Annotated in this window: 15 protein-coding genes; 9 read left to right on the top strand and 6 right to left on the bottom strand. The window is 67.0% G+C overall.

The features are described from left to right. The first annotated feature begins 3 nt into the window (after positions 1–3). Both ACOQOP_RS01075 and rpmE read left to right on the top strand, forming a co-directional pair. Positions 4–1,689, top strand: a complete 1,686-nt coding sequence (locus ACOQOP_RS01075; protein WP_420564466.1) for a peptidoglycan -binding protein — start codon at positions 4–6, stop codon at positions 1,687–1,689. Between the two features lie 113 nt (positions 1,690–1,802). Then, positions 1,803–2,021: a 50S ribosomal protein L31 gene (gene rpmE, locus ACOQOP_RS01070; protein WP_420564465.1), complete on the top strand. Its 219-nt coding sequence runs from the start codon at positions 1,803–1,805 to the stop codon at positions 2,019–2,021. 64 nt (positions 2,022–2,085) lie between these two features. Here the strand turns inward: rpmE and ACOQOP_RS01065 are convergent, their stop codons facing one another. Continuing rightward, on the bottom strand, positions 2,086–2,442 hold the full coding sequence (locus ACOQOP_RS01065) for a DUF1465 family protein (RefSeq protein ID WP_420564464.1): 357 nt from the start codon (positions 2,440–2,442) through the stop codon (positions 2,086–2,088). Between the two features lie 253 nt (positions 2,443–2,695). On the opposite strand from ACOQOP_RS01065, the gene ACOQOP_RS01060 reads away from it, so the two are divergent. Beyond that, positions 2,696–3,169: an Hsp20 family protein gene (locus ACOQOP_RS01060; protein ID WP_420564463.1), complete on the top strand. Its 474-nt coding sequence runs from the start codon at positions 2,696–2,698 to the stop codon at positions 3,167–3,169. Positions 3,170–3,248: 79 nt separating this feature from the next. Here ACOQOP_RS01060 and ACOQOP_RS01055 read toward each other — a convergent pair whose 3' ends face one another. The 4 genes from ACOQOP_RS01055 to ACOQOP_RS01040 are packed head-to-tail and all read right to left on the bottom strand — an operon-like array spanning position 3,249 to position 6,933. Continuing rightward, positions 3,249–3,848, bottom strand: coding sequence for a hypothetical protein (locus tag ACOQOP_RS01055; RefSeq protein ID WP_420564462.1), 600 nt, complete (start codon positions 3,846–3,848; stop codon positions 3,249–3,251). Between the two features lie 31 nt (positions 3,849–3,879). Then, positions 3,880–4,836: an Hsp33 family molecular chaperone HslO gene (locus ACOQOP_RS01050; RefSeq protein WP_420564461.1), complete on the bottom strand. Its 957-nt coding sequence runs from the start codon at positions 4,834–4,836 to the stop codon at positions 3,880–3,882. Continuing rightward, positions 4,833–5,747, bottom strand: coding sequence for an ornithine carbamoyltransferase (gene argF / locus ACOQOP_RS01045; protein ID WP_420564460.1), 915 nt, complete (start codon positions 5,745–5,747; stop codon positions 4,833–4,835). Before argF ends, ACOQOP_RS01050 begins: the two co-directional genes overlap by 4 nt. Before the next feature lie 16 nt (positions 5,748–5,763). After that, positions 5,764–6,933, bottom strand: a complete 1,170-nt coding sequence (locus ACOQOP_RS01040) for an aspartate aminotransferase family protein (RefSeq protein WP_420566562.1) — start codon at positions 6,931–6,933, stop codon at positions 5,764–5,766. Positions 6,934–7,429: 496 nt separating this feature from the next. Between ACOQOP_RS01040 and ACOQOP_RS01035 the strand changes: the two genes are divergently transcribed. The 5 genes from ACOQOP_RS01035 (at position 7,430) to ACOQOP_RS01015 (ending at position 12,319) form a co-directional block, all read left to right on the top strand. Next, positions 7,430–7,957: a regulatory protein RecX gene (locus ACOQOP_RS01035; protein ID WP_420564459.1), complete on the top strand. Its 528-nt coding sequence runs from the start codon at positions 7,430–7,432 to the stop codon at positions 7,955–7,957. 181 nt (positions 7,958–8,138) lie between these two features. Beyond that, positions 8,139–10,079: an acetate--CoA ligase gene (gene acs, locus ACOQOP_RS01030; RefSeq protein ID WP_420564458.1), complete on the top strand. Its 1,941-nt coding sequence runs from the start codon at positions 8,139–8,141 to the stop codon at positions 10,077–10,079. Between the two features lie 37 nt (positions 10,080–10,116). Next, a complete protein-coding gene (locus ACOQOP_RS01025; protein ID WP_420564457.1) occupies positions 10,117–10,677 on the top strand; it encodes a PAS domain-containing protein in 561 nt (186 codons plus the stop codon). A gap of 49 nt (positions 10,678–10,726) precedes the next feature. Then, positions 10,727–11,257 carry a PAS domain-containing protein gene (locus ACOQOP_RS01020; RefSeq protein WP_420564456.1) on the top strand — a complete coding sequence of 177 codons (531 nt, stop codon included), beginning with the start codon at positions 10,727–10,729 and terminating at the stop codon, positions 11,255–11,257. Between the two features lie 126 nt (positions 11,258–11,383). Further along, on the top strand, positions 11,384–12,319 hold the full coding sequence (locus tag ACOQOP_RS01015; protein ID WP_420564455.1) for a sulfite exporter TauE/SafE family protein: 936 nt from the start codon (positions 11,384–11,386) through the stop codon (positions 12,317–12,319). A gap of 12 nt (positions 12,320–12,331) precedes the next feature. On the opposite strand, the gene ACOQOP_RS01010 is transcribed toward ACOQOP_RS01015, so the two are convergent. Continuing rightward, positions 12,332–13,030: a putative 2OG-Fe(II) oxygenase gene (locus tag ACOQOP_RS01010; protein ID WP_420564454.1), complete on the bottom strand. Its 699-nt coding sequence runs from the start codon at positions 13,028–13,030 to the stop codon at positions 12,332–12,334. A gap of 141 nt (positions 13,031–13,171) precedes the next feature. Here ACOQOP_RS01010 and ACOQOP_RS01005 point away from each other — a divergent pair, with 141 nt between their 5' ends. Beyond that, positions 13,172–13,819 (top strand): TetR/AcrR family transcriptional regulator, encoded by a 648-nt coding sequence (locus ACOQOP_RS01005; RefSeq protein WP_420564453.1) that lies wholly within the window; start codon positions 13,172–13,174, stop codon positions 13,817–13,819. The last annotated feature ends 23 nt before the right edge of the window (positions 13,820–13,842 follow it).

Below are 13,842 nucleotides of genomic sequence, written 5' to 3'. Positions count from 1 at the left end.
TCCATGTCCGCGCTCGCCCGCCGACGCAATCGCGACACCAACACCTGGCCGGGCTTCGTCGACGCGCTCGCCTCGCTGCTGATGGTGATCATCTTCGTCCTGATGATCTTCATCGTCGCCCAGTTCTACCTGACCCAGATCCTGTCCGGTAAGGACGAGACCCTGGCCCGGCTGAACCAGCAGATCGCCGAACTGTCCGACCTGCTGTCGCTGGAGCGCGAGGCGAACGCCGAACTGCGCGTCACCGTCGCCCAGCTTTCCGCCGAGCTGCAGACCTCCCTGTCCACCCGGGACCGGCTGAGCGCCCAGGTCGACCGGCTGACCGCCGCCCAGTCGACCCTGGAGAGCCGGCTGGCCGAGATGACCCGCGAGCGGGCGGTCCTGCAGGGCCGGATCGACAGCCTGGAGGCCAGCCGGACCGGGGTCGACGCCCGCCTGCTGGAGGTCCTGAAGGAGCGCGACGCGCTGCTGGGCAAGCTGGCGGAGACCGAACAGAAGGAGCGCATCGCCACCTCCGAGCGCGACGCGATCGCCGCCGATCTCGACAAGGCCCTGGAGGTGGTGCAGGCCAACCGCGAGACCATCGAACTGCAGCTCCGCGACCTGGAACGGCTGCGCCGCGACCTCGCCGCCCTGCGCAAGACCCGCGACGACCTGGAGAGCCAGGTGGCCAGCCTCGCCGCCCTGCGCGAGCGCCTCCAGGCCGATCTCGATACCGCCGAGCGGTCGGTGGCGAGCCTGCAGACGGAACTGGAGGCGGAGCAGAAGACCGCCGAGGACCTCCGGGCCGAGCGCGAGGCGCTGGAGGCCACCCGCGAGGCGCTGCGCAAGGAACTGGCCGAGGCGGCCGACAGGATCGCCCAGCTCGACCAGACTCTTGGCGCCGAGCGCGACAGGACCAAGGCGCTGGAGGCGCGGCTCGCCGACCAGACCGAACGCACCCTGCTGGCCCAGAAGGAGATCGAGCAACGGGACATCCGCCTGGAGGAGTTGTTCAGCGAGCTGAACTCCGCCCAGGAGAGCCTGGTCCAGACCCGCACGGAGTTGACCGAGGAGGAGCGGATCGCGGCGGAGGCGCAGCAGCAGGTCGACCTGCTCAACGCCCAGATCGCCGCCCTGCGCGAGCAGCTTGCCCGCATCGAGGAGGCCCTGGAGATCTCCGAGCGCGAGAACGAGGAGAAGCGGGCGCAGATCGTCGACCTGGGCAAGCGGCTGAACGCAGCACTGGCCACCAAGGTGCAGGAGCTGGCGCGGTTCCGCAGCGAGTTCTTCGGCCGCCTGCGCGAGGTGCTGTCGGGCCGCCAGGACATCCGCATCGTCGGCGACCGCTTCGTGTTCCAGTCCGAGGTGCTGTTCGAGTCCGGCTCGGCCGATATCGGCGACAACGGCCGGGAGTCCCTCGCCCAGCTCGCCACCGCGCTCAAGGACATCGCCGCGAAGATCCCGGACGACATCAACTGGATCCTGCAGATCGAGGGGCATACGGACTCGGTGCCGATCTACAACGAGCAGTTCGCCAACAACTGGGAGCTTTCCGCCGCCCGGGCGATCTCCGTGGTCGAGTTCCTGATCGAGCAGGGCATCCCCGCCAGCCGTCTGTCGGCGACCGGATATGGCGAGTTCCAGCCGATCGATACCGACAACAAGAGCCGCAACCGGCGCATCGAGCTGAAACTGACCCAGCGGTAGCAGAATTTCTGCCGCTGCCTCTTGCGCAAATCGGGCCTCTCGGGTAATTACCCGCGTTCCGAAATGCACCGGCGACCGTTGGGGCGCCTCGACGACGTGACGGGAGAGACCCGATGAAGGCCGATATCCATCCGGACTACCACGAGATCAAGGTCGTGATGACCGACGGCTCCGAGTACACCACCCGCTCCACCTATGGGAAGCCGGGCGATGTGCTGAAGCTGGAAATCGATTCCAAGTCGCATCCGGCCTGGACCGGCCAGCACCGCATCGTCGACAGCGGCGGTCAGGTCGCGCGCTTCAACAAGCGCTTCGCCGGTCTCGGCATCTGATCCCTTCGGATCGACGAATTTCGACGGCGGCCTTCAGGCCGCCGTTTTCGTTTCGGGGGTTGCTCTATGCGCCGCCGATGCGGTCGTCCAGGCGCGACACGCGCTCGTACAGACGGCGGCTGCGGGTCAGCAGGCTGCGCAGTTCATCGGAAATCTCGGGATCCTGCTCGGCGTCGGTGACGTTGCAGACGTCGTGGCCGTCGAGACGCTTGTCCGGATCGCGGGCGGCCTCCGGCGGCAGCTCGCCCGCATGTATCGCCTTCTGCACCATCAGCCAGGCCAGACACTGGGACAGCCGCGTGGTGACCCTCAGAGCCTCGCAGCTTGCCCGTGTGCGGCTGCGCGAGGGCGGTTGACGTCGGGGAAAGCCCGTTCGGCGGTTGCGCTCCGCATGGCTCCGGGCCTGCTCCAAAAGGTCCATGACCTCCCGATACGGGCCATCCAGGACCACGACCGCTGTGACCGCGGTCCTTTGGTTAATTTGTTGCGTCATCAAAACAAGTATGGGGCAGCCGGCCGGAATGTCCAACACGAGATCCCCTCTTGAACTGAATTTATGAGGTTCCTATCTCGATAATCGCCGGGGCGCCGATGATCGGGCTCCGGTACTGAACCGCCCGGCCACCATGGCGGGCAAGGCTCTGAAACCACTTCGCTTCTGAGGAGGATGTGGCATGCGTACCATCGATTTTACCCCGGTTTTCCGGTCCACCGTCGGCTTCGACCGCATGGCGCGACTCATGGATGACATGATGCGTGCCGGCGACGCCGGAAACGTGCCGGCCTACCCGCCCTACAACATCGAAAAGCTCGGCGAGGACGACTACCGCATCACGATGGCGGTCGCCGGTTTCGGTGAGGGCGACCTCGACATCACCGTGGAAGACACCACGCTGGTGATCTCCGGCAAGGTGGAGAAGACCGAGGAGGAGGCCAACCGCAGCTTCCTGCACCGCGGTATCGCCACCCGCGCGTTCGAGCGCCGCTTCCATCTGGCCGAGACCATCAAGGTGGTCGGCGCCAGCGTCGAGAACGGCCTCCTGCACGTCGACCTCGTCCATGAGGTTCCGGAGGAGAAGAAGCCCCGCAAGGTCGAGATCGCCAGCGGCGGGTCGACCAAGCGCCTGGAGGGCACGAAGGCCGCCTGACCGGCGCCTGCCCCCTGACGAACGAGGCCGGCTCTCGCGGGAGCCGGCCTTTTTGCATGTCCGGACGGAACGGTCGGGACTAGTAGACGTAGGCTGCGAGCTCCCGCTTGATCGCCCGCTCCATGGCGGTGGCGAAGTCGCGGGCGGTGGCCTCAACCAGGTCGTACCAGAGCCGCTCACGGTCGTTCAGCGAGGCATTCTCGGCGATGGTCTTGGAACGCTCGGCCTCGGCCAGCGCCTGGCCCAGGCGGATCCCCATGCCGTCGAACAGGTCGAGCTGGCCCGCCATCGCCACGGTGTAGCGCTCGGACTGATCGGTGGTGAAGGCGCCCGTCAGACCTGTGGTGGTCTTCAAGCGCTCCTCCACGATGCTGCCCTGGCGGATCACCATGACCGCCCGGCCCGACCCGCCGCCGGCCTGGAGCACGTCACGGGCCCAGCGCTCCATCGCGGCGGCCGGGGTGACCGGGGCCAGGTGCTCGACATTCGGCGCCTTCATCGGCGGCACCACCTCGTCGACGATCTGCAGAGAGCCGACATTAAGGCGGATCGGCGGCCGGTTCACGAAGGTCAGGTCCGGATAGACCGGGGTCGGGTTCTGGGTGGTGCAGGCGGCGAGCGAACCGACGCCGGCGGCGGCCAGGGCCGAAAGCATCAGGGTACGGCGGTCGAGGCGCATGGGGCGTGTCCTCTTCTGGGTCGGTGGAAAATCAGAAGCCCGGCGACGCCGCGGAACTGCGCAGCGCCTCGAGCGCGTCGTCATCATAGCGCCATTCGCGCTTGCAGAATTCACAGTTAACGATCAATTCGCCGTCGACCTTCATATCGTCGATCTCGGCCTCGTTCAGCGAGAGAAGCACGCGCTCCACCCGCTCCCGCGAGCAGCGGCAGGTATCCGTCACCGGCTGCGCCTCGTAGGCGCGCACGCCGGCCTCGTGGAACAGGCGGTAGAGCAGCTGGTCCGGCGACAGGTCGGCGGCCAGCAGTTCCTGGGCGCGGGTGCTGCTCATCAGCGTCACGGCGGTCCGCCAGAGATCGTCGTACTCGTCCTCGCTCGGGCGGCCGGGCAGGTCGCGGGAATACGGCAGGCGCTGGACCATGATGCCGCCCGCACGCCAGCCCTCCTCCCGGCGGCCGGCGGCGATCAGCACGCCGGCATCGAGCTGTTCGGACTGCTGGAAATAGGCGTGGGTGCATTCCGACAGCGTGCGCCCGGACAGCTCCACGATGCCCTGGTAGCGGTCGGTGTTCGCCCCCTGGTCGACGGTGAAGGCGATGTAGCCGCCGCCCAACAGGCGCGGCACCGAGCGGGTTGCCACGTCCGCCGGATCGAGCTGGGCGACCCTGTCGGCGTCGAAGGTCGCGTATGCCCGCACCGCGCCTGCGGTGGTGACGTCGGCCATCAGCACGCCAATGGGCCCGTCGCCCTTGGTCTGCAGGGTGAACACGCCCTCGTATTTCAGGGAGCCGGCGAGACAGGCCGCCAGCGCGGCCGTCTCTCCGAGCATCACCGACACCGCTTCCGGATAGGCATGGCGGCTCAGAATGCCGTCAATAACCGAGCCCAGACGGACCACGCGGCCGCGCAGTCCGTAGGGATCGATCTGGAAGGGCAGGATGATGTCGTCGCGACCGGTGTTCTCGAACAGCGTTTCGCGTTCTCTCATCTCGTCTCCGATAGGCACCAGTGCAGGATGGCCATCTGACTGTGCATGCGGTTCTCGGCCTCGTCGAACACGATCGACTGCGGACCGTCTATCACCTCCGCCGTGACCTCCTCGCCGCGATGGGCCGGCAGGCAGTGCAGGAACACCGCCTCCGGCTTGGCCTTGGCCATCAGCGCGCTATCGACGCGGTAGGGGGCCAGGAGGTTGTGACGGTTGGAATCGGCGTCACCCATGGACACCCAGGTGTCGGTCACGACCGCGTCGGCCCCGGCCACTGCGGCCTGAGGGTCGTGGGTGACCTCCACCCGGCCGCCCTGGGCCTTGGCCCAGTCGATGACATCCTGCGGCGGCATCAGTTCCGGCGGGCAGGCGATGCGCAGCACGAAATCGAACTGCACTGCCGCCTGTATCCAGGACGCCGCCATGTTGTTGCCGTCGCCGGACCAGGCGATCACCTTGTCCTTGATCGGCCCGCGATGCTCCTCGAAGGCCATCACGTCGGCCATGAGCTGGCATGGGTGGGTACGGTCGGTCAGACCGTTGATCACCGGCACCGTGGCGTTCTCCGCCAGCTCGGTCAGCGTCGATTCCGCGAAGGTCCGGATCATGATGCAGTCGACATAGCGCGACAGCACCTTGGCGGTGTCGGACACGGACTCTCCGCGTCCGAGCTGCAGATCCGCACTGTTCAGCATGATGACCTCGCCGCCCAGACGCTTCATCCCGGCTTCGAACGAGACGCGGGTCCGGGTCGAGGGCTTCTCGAAGATCAGGGCCAGGATCTTGCCGTCCAGCGGACGCTCGGCCAGCCCCTCCCCGCGCTTGAAGTCCTTCGCCTGCTCGATCATCGCGCGCAGGGTGGTGGGGTCGATCTGGTCGAGATCGAGGAAGTGCTTCACCCCCTCGGTCATCGGGGCGTCTGCCCGGTCAAGCGGCATGACGGGCCAGCCCGGCGCAGGCGGCGTCGATCATGGAGACCGCCTCCGACACATGGCTTTCCTCGATGGTCAGCGGCGGCAGCACCCGCAGCACGTTCTCCCCGGCGCCGACGGTCAGCAGCCCCTTCTCGCGCAGGGCGGTCTGCAGGTCGCCAGCCGGGACCACGCATTTCAGCCCCATGAGGAAGCCAGCACCACGAACCTCCTCGACCACGCCCGGATGCTTGGCGACGACCTTCTTGAGCTGCTCGCGCAGGGATTCAGAGGTCTTGACCACATGCTCGAGGAACGAGGACTCGGAGATGATGTCGACCACCGTCTTGGCCGCGACCATGGCCAGCGGATTGCCGCCGTAGGTCGAGCCGTGCAGGCCCGGCTTCATGCCGGAGGCGGCCTTCTCGGACGCCATCACCGCACCGACGGGGAAGCCTCCGCCGAGACCCTTGGCCGTCGCCATGATGTCCGGCGCGATGCCCGACCACTCATGGGCCCACAGCTTGCCGGTCCGGCCCATGCCGCACTGGACCTCGTCGAAGACAAGCATCAGGCCGAACTCGTCGGCGATCTCGCGCAGCGCCTGCAGGTATTCCGGCGGCGCGACGAAGATGCCGCCCTCGCCCTGCACCGGCTCCACCAGGATCGCGGCGGCATCATCGGCCGCGGCGGCGTCGCGCATTTCGTTCAGGTTGCCGAACGCCACATGGGTGAAGCCCTGCACGCGCGGGCCGAAGCCTTCGCGATAGGCTTCCTTGTCGGTCGCCGACAGGGTGCCCAGCGTCCGGCCGTGGAAGGCGTGGTTGCAGCAGATCACCTTGGTCCGGTGCGGCTGGCCCACATGGAACTGGTAGCGGCGCGCCACCTTGATCGAGCCTTCCAGGGACTCCGCACCCGAGTTGCAGAAGAACACGGTGTCGGCGAAGGAGGTGGCGACCAGCTTGTCGGCCAGCGCCTCCTGCTCCGGAATCCGGTACAGGTTCGACACGTGCATCAGCTTGGCGGCCTGGTCGGCGATCGCCTTGGCCAGCTTCGGATGGGCATGGCCCAGGGAGTTGGTGGCGATGCCCGTCGCGAAGTCGAGGAATCGTCGGCCGTCGGTGCTATACAAGTAGGGTCCCTCGCCCCGCTCGAAGGCGATGTCGATCCGGCCATAGGTCGGCATCACGCTAGTCACCACGACACTTACTCCTCACTTGCAGCCGCCGGGTCTACGCGAATCGTCCCCGGACCGGCGAAAACGGCGATACTCAGTATGCGTCCGGTGCTTGTCAACGTGAACCACGTGATCTTTCGATTAATATTTACAGGGGTATTCGCGCGGCTCTTCGACACGCTCCGCGGATCAGGTCCGGAGAGCCCGTGAGGGTTGGCCCGTTTTATCTCTCAATTCACTCGTCATCCCGGACGACGCCGTCCCGGATTTAATCCGGGATTGGTCCGGCGGTGGGCCGGGACCCTGGTGCCGGAGCTCGGACTCGGTCCCGGCCGATCCCCGGGTCGAGCCCGGGGTTCGCCGGGATGACGGGTTTGGGATTTGAATTTGCCGGCTCGACCTGAGCAGCCCCGCAGGGGCGTGTCGAAGGGCCGGAGCGTGCTAGTCTCGTCGTATGAAACAGCCCCCTCGCGGAAAGAAACGCGGACCGCTCACCAAGACCTACTTGGAACGCGCCGCCCTGCACTACCTGGAACGCTACGCCAGCTCGGTGGACGGGCTGCGCCGGGTGCTGATGCGCCGGGTCGACAAGGCCGCCCGGGAGGAACGGTGCGACCCCGAGGAGGCCACGCCCTGGGTCGAGGAGGTGGTCGCACGCTTCGCCGCCTCCGGCATCGTCGATGACCGCTCCTTCGCCGAGGGCAAGGCCGCCAGCCTGCGCCGCCGCGGCGACTCCGCCCGACGGATCGCGATGAAGCTGCGGGAGAAGGGCGTCGACGGGACCCTGATCGAGACGGCGCTGGAGGAGCAGGACGGCGAGGACGGGGAGGCCGCCGAGATCGCCGCCGCCTGCCGTTTCGCCCGGCGCCGCCGGCTCGGCCCGATGCGCGACCCGCAGGAACGCGAGGAGCGGCGCGACCGTGACATGGCCGCCCTGGCCCGGGCCGGCTTCTCCCTGGACATCGCCCGCCGGGTCCTGGACCTGGAGGATGCCGACGCGCTGGAGGAGGCGATGCGCGGCGACGGACTGTAAACCTGGCTGTCAATTTTTTGACTGAACCACCGCCAAGGTTTCGCGTTCCTTGACAGAATCCATCCCGTTGCCGGGAAACTTCGGACCCGCATCTTGTTAACCACCCGCCCGATGCAGATACTGCGGTCTGACAACCTCCCCGGGCAGGGGCGGAATAACAGAGGGCAGAGGGAGCGATCGCATGTCCACAGACATCCTTGACGTACCAGCGGAGTTCGCCTCCAAGGCCCTGGTGGATGCCGACAAGTACCAGCAGATGTACAAGCGCTCGATCGAGGACCCGGAGGGCTTCTGGGGCGAGCACGGCAAGCGGATCGACTGGATCAAGCCGTACACCAAGGTGAAGGACGTCTCCTACGACGCCAGCGACCTGCATATCCGCTGGTACGAGGACGGCACGCTGAACGTGGCGGCGAACTGCATCGACCGCCATCTGAAGGACAAGGCAGACCAGGCCGCCATCATCTGGGAAGGCGACGAGCCGAGCGTCAGCAAGACCATCACCTATCGCGAGCTGCACGAGCAGGTCTGCCGGCTGGCCAACGCGATGAAGGATCTGGGCGTCAAGAAGGGCGACCGGGTCACCATCTACATGCCGATGATCCCCGAGGCCGCCTACGCGATGCTGGCCTGCGCGCGGATCGGCGCCATCCATTCCGTGGTGTTCGGCGGCTTCTCGCCGGAGAGCCTGCACGGCCGCATCGAGGACTGCGACAGCACCGTGCTGATCACCTCCGATGCCGGCATGCGCGGCGGCCGCCACATCCCGCTGAAGAAGAACGCCGACGAGGCGCTGGAGCACTGCCCGAACTGCAAGACCGTGATCGTCGTCCAGCATACCGGCGACGACGTGACCATGGTCGAGGGCCGCGACCACTGGTACCACGACGTCACCGCCGCCGCCTCGCCGGACTGCCCGCCGGCCGAGATCGGCGCGGAGGACCCGCTGTTCATCCTCTACACCTCCGGCTCGACCGGTAAGCCGAAGGGCGTGCTGCACACCTCGGGCGGCTATCTGGTCTACGCGTCGATGACCCACGAATACGTCTTCGACTACAAGCCGGGCGAGGTCTACTGGTGCACCGCCGATGTCGGCTGGGTCACGGGGCACAGCTATATCGTCTACGGACCGCTGGCGAACGGGGCGACGACCCTGATGTTCGAGGGCGTACCAAACTATCCCAATACCAGCCGGTTCTGGGACGTGGTCGACAAGCACGAGGTCAACACCTTCTACACCGCGCCGACCGCCATCCGCGCCCTGATGCGCGAGGGCGAGGGCCCGGTGAAGAAGACCGACCGGTCCTCCCTGCGCCTCCTCGGCTCGGTCGGCGAACCGATCAACCCGGAAGCCTGGCTCTGGTACCACCGCGTGGTCGGCGACGAGCGCTGCCCGGTGGTGGACACCTGGTGGCAGACCGAGACCGGCGGCATCCTGATCTCCCCGCTGCCGGGGGCGACCAAGCTGAAGCCGGGCTCCGCCACCCTGCCCTTCTTCGGCATCAAGCCGGTGGTGGTCGACAACGACCACAACGACCTGGAAGGGGCGACCGAAGGCAATCTCTGCATCGAGGACAGCTGGCCGGGCCAGATGCGCACGGTCTATGGCGACCACGAGCGCTTTATCCAGACCTATTTCACCACCTTCCCGGGCCGCTACTTCTCCGGCGATGGCTGCCGCCGCGATGCCGACGGCTATTACTGGATCACCGGCCGGGTCGACGACGTGATCAACGTCTCCGGCCACCGCATGGGCACAGCCGAGGTCGAGAGCGCGCTGGTCGCCCATTCGAAGGTCGCGGAATCCGCCGTGGTCGGCTATCCGCACGACCTCAAGGGCCAGGGCATCTACGCCTATGTCACCCTGAACGCCGGCGAGGAGCCGAGCGAGGAACTGCGCAAGGAGCTGGTCCAGTGGGTACGCAAGGAGATCGGCCCGATCGCCTCGCCGGACCTGATCCAGTGGGCACCGGGCTTGCCAAAGACCCGCTCCGGCAAGATCATGCGACGTATTCTGCGGAAAATCGCCGCGAACGAACACGATCAGCTCGGCGATACGTCGACACTCGCCGATCCGGCGGTGGTCGACGATCTGGTCGAGAACCGGATGAACCGGGGGTAAGCGTCAGACACCTGGCCCGCCTCCATCGGGGGCGGGCGTGACGCGAGAAGATCTGGTGATGGCCTCGCTGGAGGATGCAACGGCGCTGACCGTTGCATTCGCGCGCTACTGGCTGACGCTGCCGACCGTCGATCTGATCCCCAGCCGGCAGCATTTCGAGCCGGAGCGCATTCCCGGGCTGCTGGCCAATCTGGTGATCCACGAACTGATCTCGCCCGAGCACCTGAAGCTGCGGCTGGTGGGCACGGCGGTGGTGGACGACTACGGCCAGGAGATCACCGGCCGGAACTATCTCGATTTCGTCGACGAGGGGCGCCGGGCGAAGGCGTCGCGGGCGATCTTTCTCATCTGCGAGCAGCCGGCGGGCATGCTGGTCCATCTGCGGTCGGTCGCCACCAACGGCACTGTCCTCACCCGTGAGTCGATCGCCTTCCCCATGCGCGACGACAGCGGCGCGGCCCGGCTGGTCTATTTCTGCTCAAACCCGGCGGTGGAACGGAAGACCTTCTACGACGAACGCGACGAGTTGAAGGTGATGAACGTTCTGGACCGGCACTACATCGACATCGGCGCCGGCGTGCCGGAGTTCAGCGATTGACCCGGGCGGCAAGAACCGGTCGGCCGCCAACCGGCACGGGACTCTCGGCGTGAGCGTCCCAGCCCTCAACCCCATCCTGCAAGCCTTCGCCGACCACTGGGCCGCCCTGCCGAAGACCGGGCTGGTCCCCCATCGGCGCGACTTCCATCCCGAGGAGCTCGGCGGCGCGCTTGCCCATATGGTGGTGCACGAGCTGGTCTCGCCGGACGACATCCGCCTGCGCATCGTCGGCTCGATGATCGGGCGCGCCTATGACGAGGAGATCACCGGCCGCAACTATCTCGACATGGTCCCGGCAGAGCGGCGCGCAGCAGCCGCCCGGCCGTTCTTCGCGGCCTGTGCCGCCCCCTGCGGCATGTACACGCGCATGCGCGCCGTCGCCTGGCGCGGGCTCACCATGCAGCGCGTATCTCTTGGCTACCCGGTGCGCGACGACGGCGGGGTGCGCTGGTTCTATTCCTGCTCGACCACCGAGCCGTCGGCGGAACCGGATTTCGACTTCTGCAACGACGGCGTCGCCACGGTGGCCGAGGTGCTGGAGCGCCGCTACCTCGATATCGGTGCTGGAGTTCCCGACTGAGACCCGCCGGTCTCACCGACCTGAAAATCTTTGTCAGAGTCGCGGCGAATGACGTCGGGTCATTGACAGGCCCCACGGGAACGGGCGCATAAGGTATGATCCGCTTCTCACACCGGACAGCGCGCCATGCACGTCTACCTGCCGATCGCCGAGGTTTCCGTAAACCTTCTGGTGATCCTTGGGCTGGGTGGGGCGATCGGCATCCTCTCCGGGCTGTTCGGTGTCGGCGGCGGCTTCCTGATGACGCCGCTGCTGATCTTCATCGGCATCCCGCCCGCCGTCGCGGTGGCGACCAGCGCCAACCAGATCGTGGGCGCCTCGGTCTCCGGCGTGCTAGCCCATTGGCGGCGCGGCAATGTGGACCTGCGCATGGGCACGGTGCTGCTGCTGGGCGGCATCCTGGGATCGACGATCGGTGTGGTGCTTTTCAATGCCCTGCGCTCCATCGGCCAGATCGACCTGGTGATCCGGCTCAGCTACGTGATCCTGCTGGGCAGCATCGGCGGGCTGATGCTGAACGAGAGCATCCGCTCGATCCGGCGCACCCGCTCGGCCACGCCGCGGCGGCGCAAGATCCATCAGCACACCTGGCTGCACGGCCTGCCGTTCAAGATGCGGTTCCGCAAGTCGAAGCTCTATATCAGCGTGCTGCTGCCGCTGGGCGTCGGGGTGGTGATCGGCACGCTGACGGCGATGATGGGCGTGGGCGGCGGCTTCATCCTGGTGCCGGCGATGATCTACCTGCTGGGCATGCCCACCAGCGTGGTGGTCGGCACCTCGCTGTTCCAGATCATCTTCGTGACCGCCAACGTCGTCTTCCTGCAGGCGATCAATACCCAGACCGTGGACGTGGTGCTGGCCATCGTACTGCTGATCGGCGGCGTGGTCGGCGCCCAGATCGGCACCCGGCTCGGCGCCAACCTGCGCGGCGAGCAGTTGCGCGGCCTGCTGGCGCTGATGGTGCTTGCGGTGAGCCTGAAGCTCGCGGTCGACCTGACCGCCACACCGTCGGAGCTGTTCACGGTGGAATCCCTGCATCCCGAGCTGCTGAACGGAAACTAGGGCGCCGGCGATCTAGACGTCCTGAGACTTCCGCCACTTCTCCGCCGGCGGCATCAGGTATTCCACGCCGCCGCTGTCCTTCAGGGTGATCACGACGTCGATGGCGATCGAGATCCGGGTGCCCGGCGTGTTGTTGGGCTCGGTGCCGTGATAGGTCTTGGACGGGAAGATGACGATGTCGTCCTCCCCCACCGGCAGGTCGACCATCTCCGAATTGAGAATGTTGCTCTCGGTGATCAGCCCCATGTCGCGGGAATGCTGTTCGAACAGGCCGGGGGAGAACTCGTTCAGCGGGTCCGGCAGGTGGAACACCAGGTTGCCGGTCCCGGCATCCTTGACCGGATAATAAACCACCGAGATGTGACTCTGGTTGTGCCGGTGCCGGCGGATCGACTGTCCCGGCTCGCTGACCGTGCCCCAGGACCGCGTGTAGTGCAGGTCGAGCTTCGACGGATCGATCTTGAGCGCCCGCAGATAGGCCAGCATGGCGGCATGCACCGCCCTGAACATCGGCGCCATTGCCGGTTCCAGGTGAAGGAACTCGCGACCATTGCGGTCGCCGGTCCAGGCACTGGTCTTGGTCACCCCGGCCTTCGGCCCGGTCCGGTAGGCATTGATCACCGCCTCGCCGATCTGCCGGCGATAGGCCGGATCGAGGCCCAGCTGGTCCTTGTACACGGTCAGGGGAAAGCAGTTCAGGATGGTCGCCATCGCGCCCTCGGCAGCCGGTCGGTCGGTGCCACAGCAATGCTATCGCCCCGCCGCCGCGTCAACCGTCCACCGGATCGCCCGATGCTTTCGGCGGCGACGATTGCGGCTGCATTCGCCCGGGCGATGGCCTAATTAGGCTGCATGAGCTGGTCGAGAGACGGATCCGGTGGCCCGCGGCGCGGCTATCACCACGGCAATCTGAAGGAGGCCCTGATCGAGGCCGCCCTGAACCTGATTGCCGAGAAGGGTGCGGGCGGGTTCAGCTTCGCCGACGCGGCCCGCTCCGCCGGGGTGAGCCCGGCCGCCCCCTACCGTCACTTCCGCGACCGGGACGCCCTGCTGGCCGATGTGGCGGAGCGCGGCTTCACCCTCTTCGCCGAACGGCTGGGGGCCGCCTGGGACGACGGCCGACCCGACCCCTTCACCGCCTTCGAGCGGACCGGCCAGGCCTATCTGGCCTTCGCCCGGGACGAGCCTTCGCATTATTCGGCGATGTTCGAGGCCGGGATCGACCGCAATGCCACGCCGGAGCTGCGCCGTGCCTCCGACCACGCCTTCTCGGTCTTGCGCCGGGCCGCCGACACCTTATGTGCACTGGCACCGGAAGGTCAGAGGCCGCCGGCCCTCATGGTCGCCCTCCATGTCTGGAGCCTGGCCCATGGGGTGGCCTCGCTGTTCACCCGCAGCGCGGGCGGATCGCGGTCCCTGCCGATGACACCGGAGGAACTGCTGGAGGCCGGCGTGCTGGTCTATCTGCAGGGCCTGGGACTGCCGGTCCACCAACGCTGACGACCACGGGTTTTACCACACCG

Origin of the sequence: Thalassobaculum sp., assembly GCF_965223715.1 — a bacterium.
Taxonomy (GTDB): domain Bacteria; phylum Pseudomonadota; class Alphaproteobacteria; order Thalassobaculales; family Thalassobaculaceae; genus Thalassobaculum.
This window is presented reverse-complemented; position numbering and strand designations above follow the sequence as displayed.

Excerpts from the sequence above, each read along its gene's own strand:
- ACOQOP_RS01075 (WP_420564466.1), top strand. The coding sequence starts at position 4 with ATGTCCGCGCTCGCCCGCCGACGCAATCGCGACACCAACACCTGGCCG.
- rpmE (WP_420564465.1), top strand. The coding sequence starts at position 1,803 with ATGAAGGCCGATATCCATCCGGACTACCACGAGATCAAGGTCGTGATG.
- ACOQOP_RS01065 (WP_420564464.1), bottom strand. The coding sequence starts at position 2,442 with ATGGACCTTTTGGAGCAGGCCCGGAGCCATGCGGAGCGCAACCGCCGA.
- ACOQOP_RS01060 (WP_420564463.1), top strand. The coding sequence starts at position 2,696 with ATGCGTACCATCGATTTTACCCCGGTTTTCCGGTCCACCGTCGGCTTC.
- ACOQOP_RS01055 (WP_420564462.1), bottom strand. The coding sequence starts at position 3,848 with ATGCGCCTCGACCGCCGTACCCTGATGCTTTCGGCCCTGGCCGCCGCC.
- ACOQOP_RS01050 (WP_420564461.1), bottom strand. The coding sequence starts at position 4,836 with ATGAGAGAACGCGAAACGCTGTTCGAGAACACCGGTCGCGACGACATC.
- argF (WP_420564460.1), bottom strand. The coding sequence starts at position 5,747 with ATGACCGAGGGGGTGAAGCACTTCCTCGATCTCGACCAGATCGACCCC.
- ACOQOP_RS01040 (WP_420566562.1), bottom strand. The coding sequence starts at position 6,933 with ATGCCGACCTATGGCCGGATCGACATCGCCTTCGAGCGGGGCGAGGGA.
- acs (WP_420564458.1), top strand. The coding sequence starts at position 8,139 with ATGTCCACAGACATCCTTGACGTACCAGCGGAGTTCGCCTCCAAGGCC.
- ACOQOP_RS01015 (WP_420564455.1), top strand. The coding sequence starts at position 11,384 with ATGCACGTCTACCTGCCGATCGCCGAGGTTTCCGTAAACCTTCTGGTG.
- ACOQOP_RS01010 (WP_420564454.1), bottom strand. The coding sequence starts at position 13,030 with ATGGCGACCATCCTGAACTGCTTTCCCCTGACCGTGTACAAGGACCAG.
- ACOQOP_RS01005 (WP_420564453.1), top strand. The coding sequence starts at position 13,172 with ATGAGCTGGTCGAGAGACGGATCCGGTGGCCCGCGGCGCGGCTATCAC.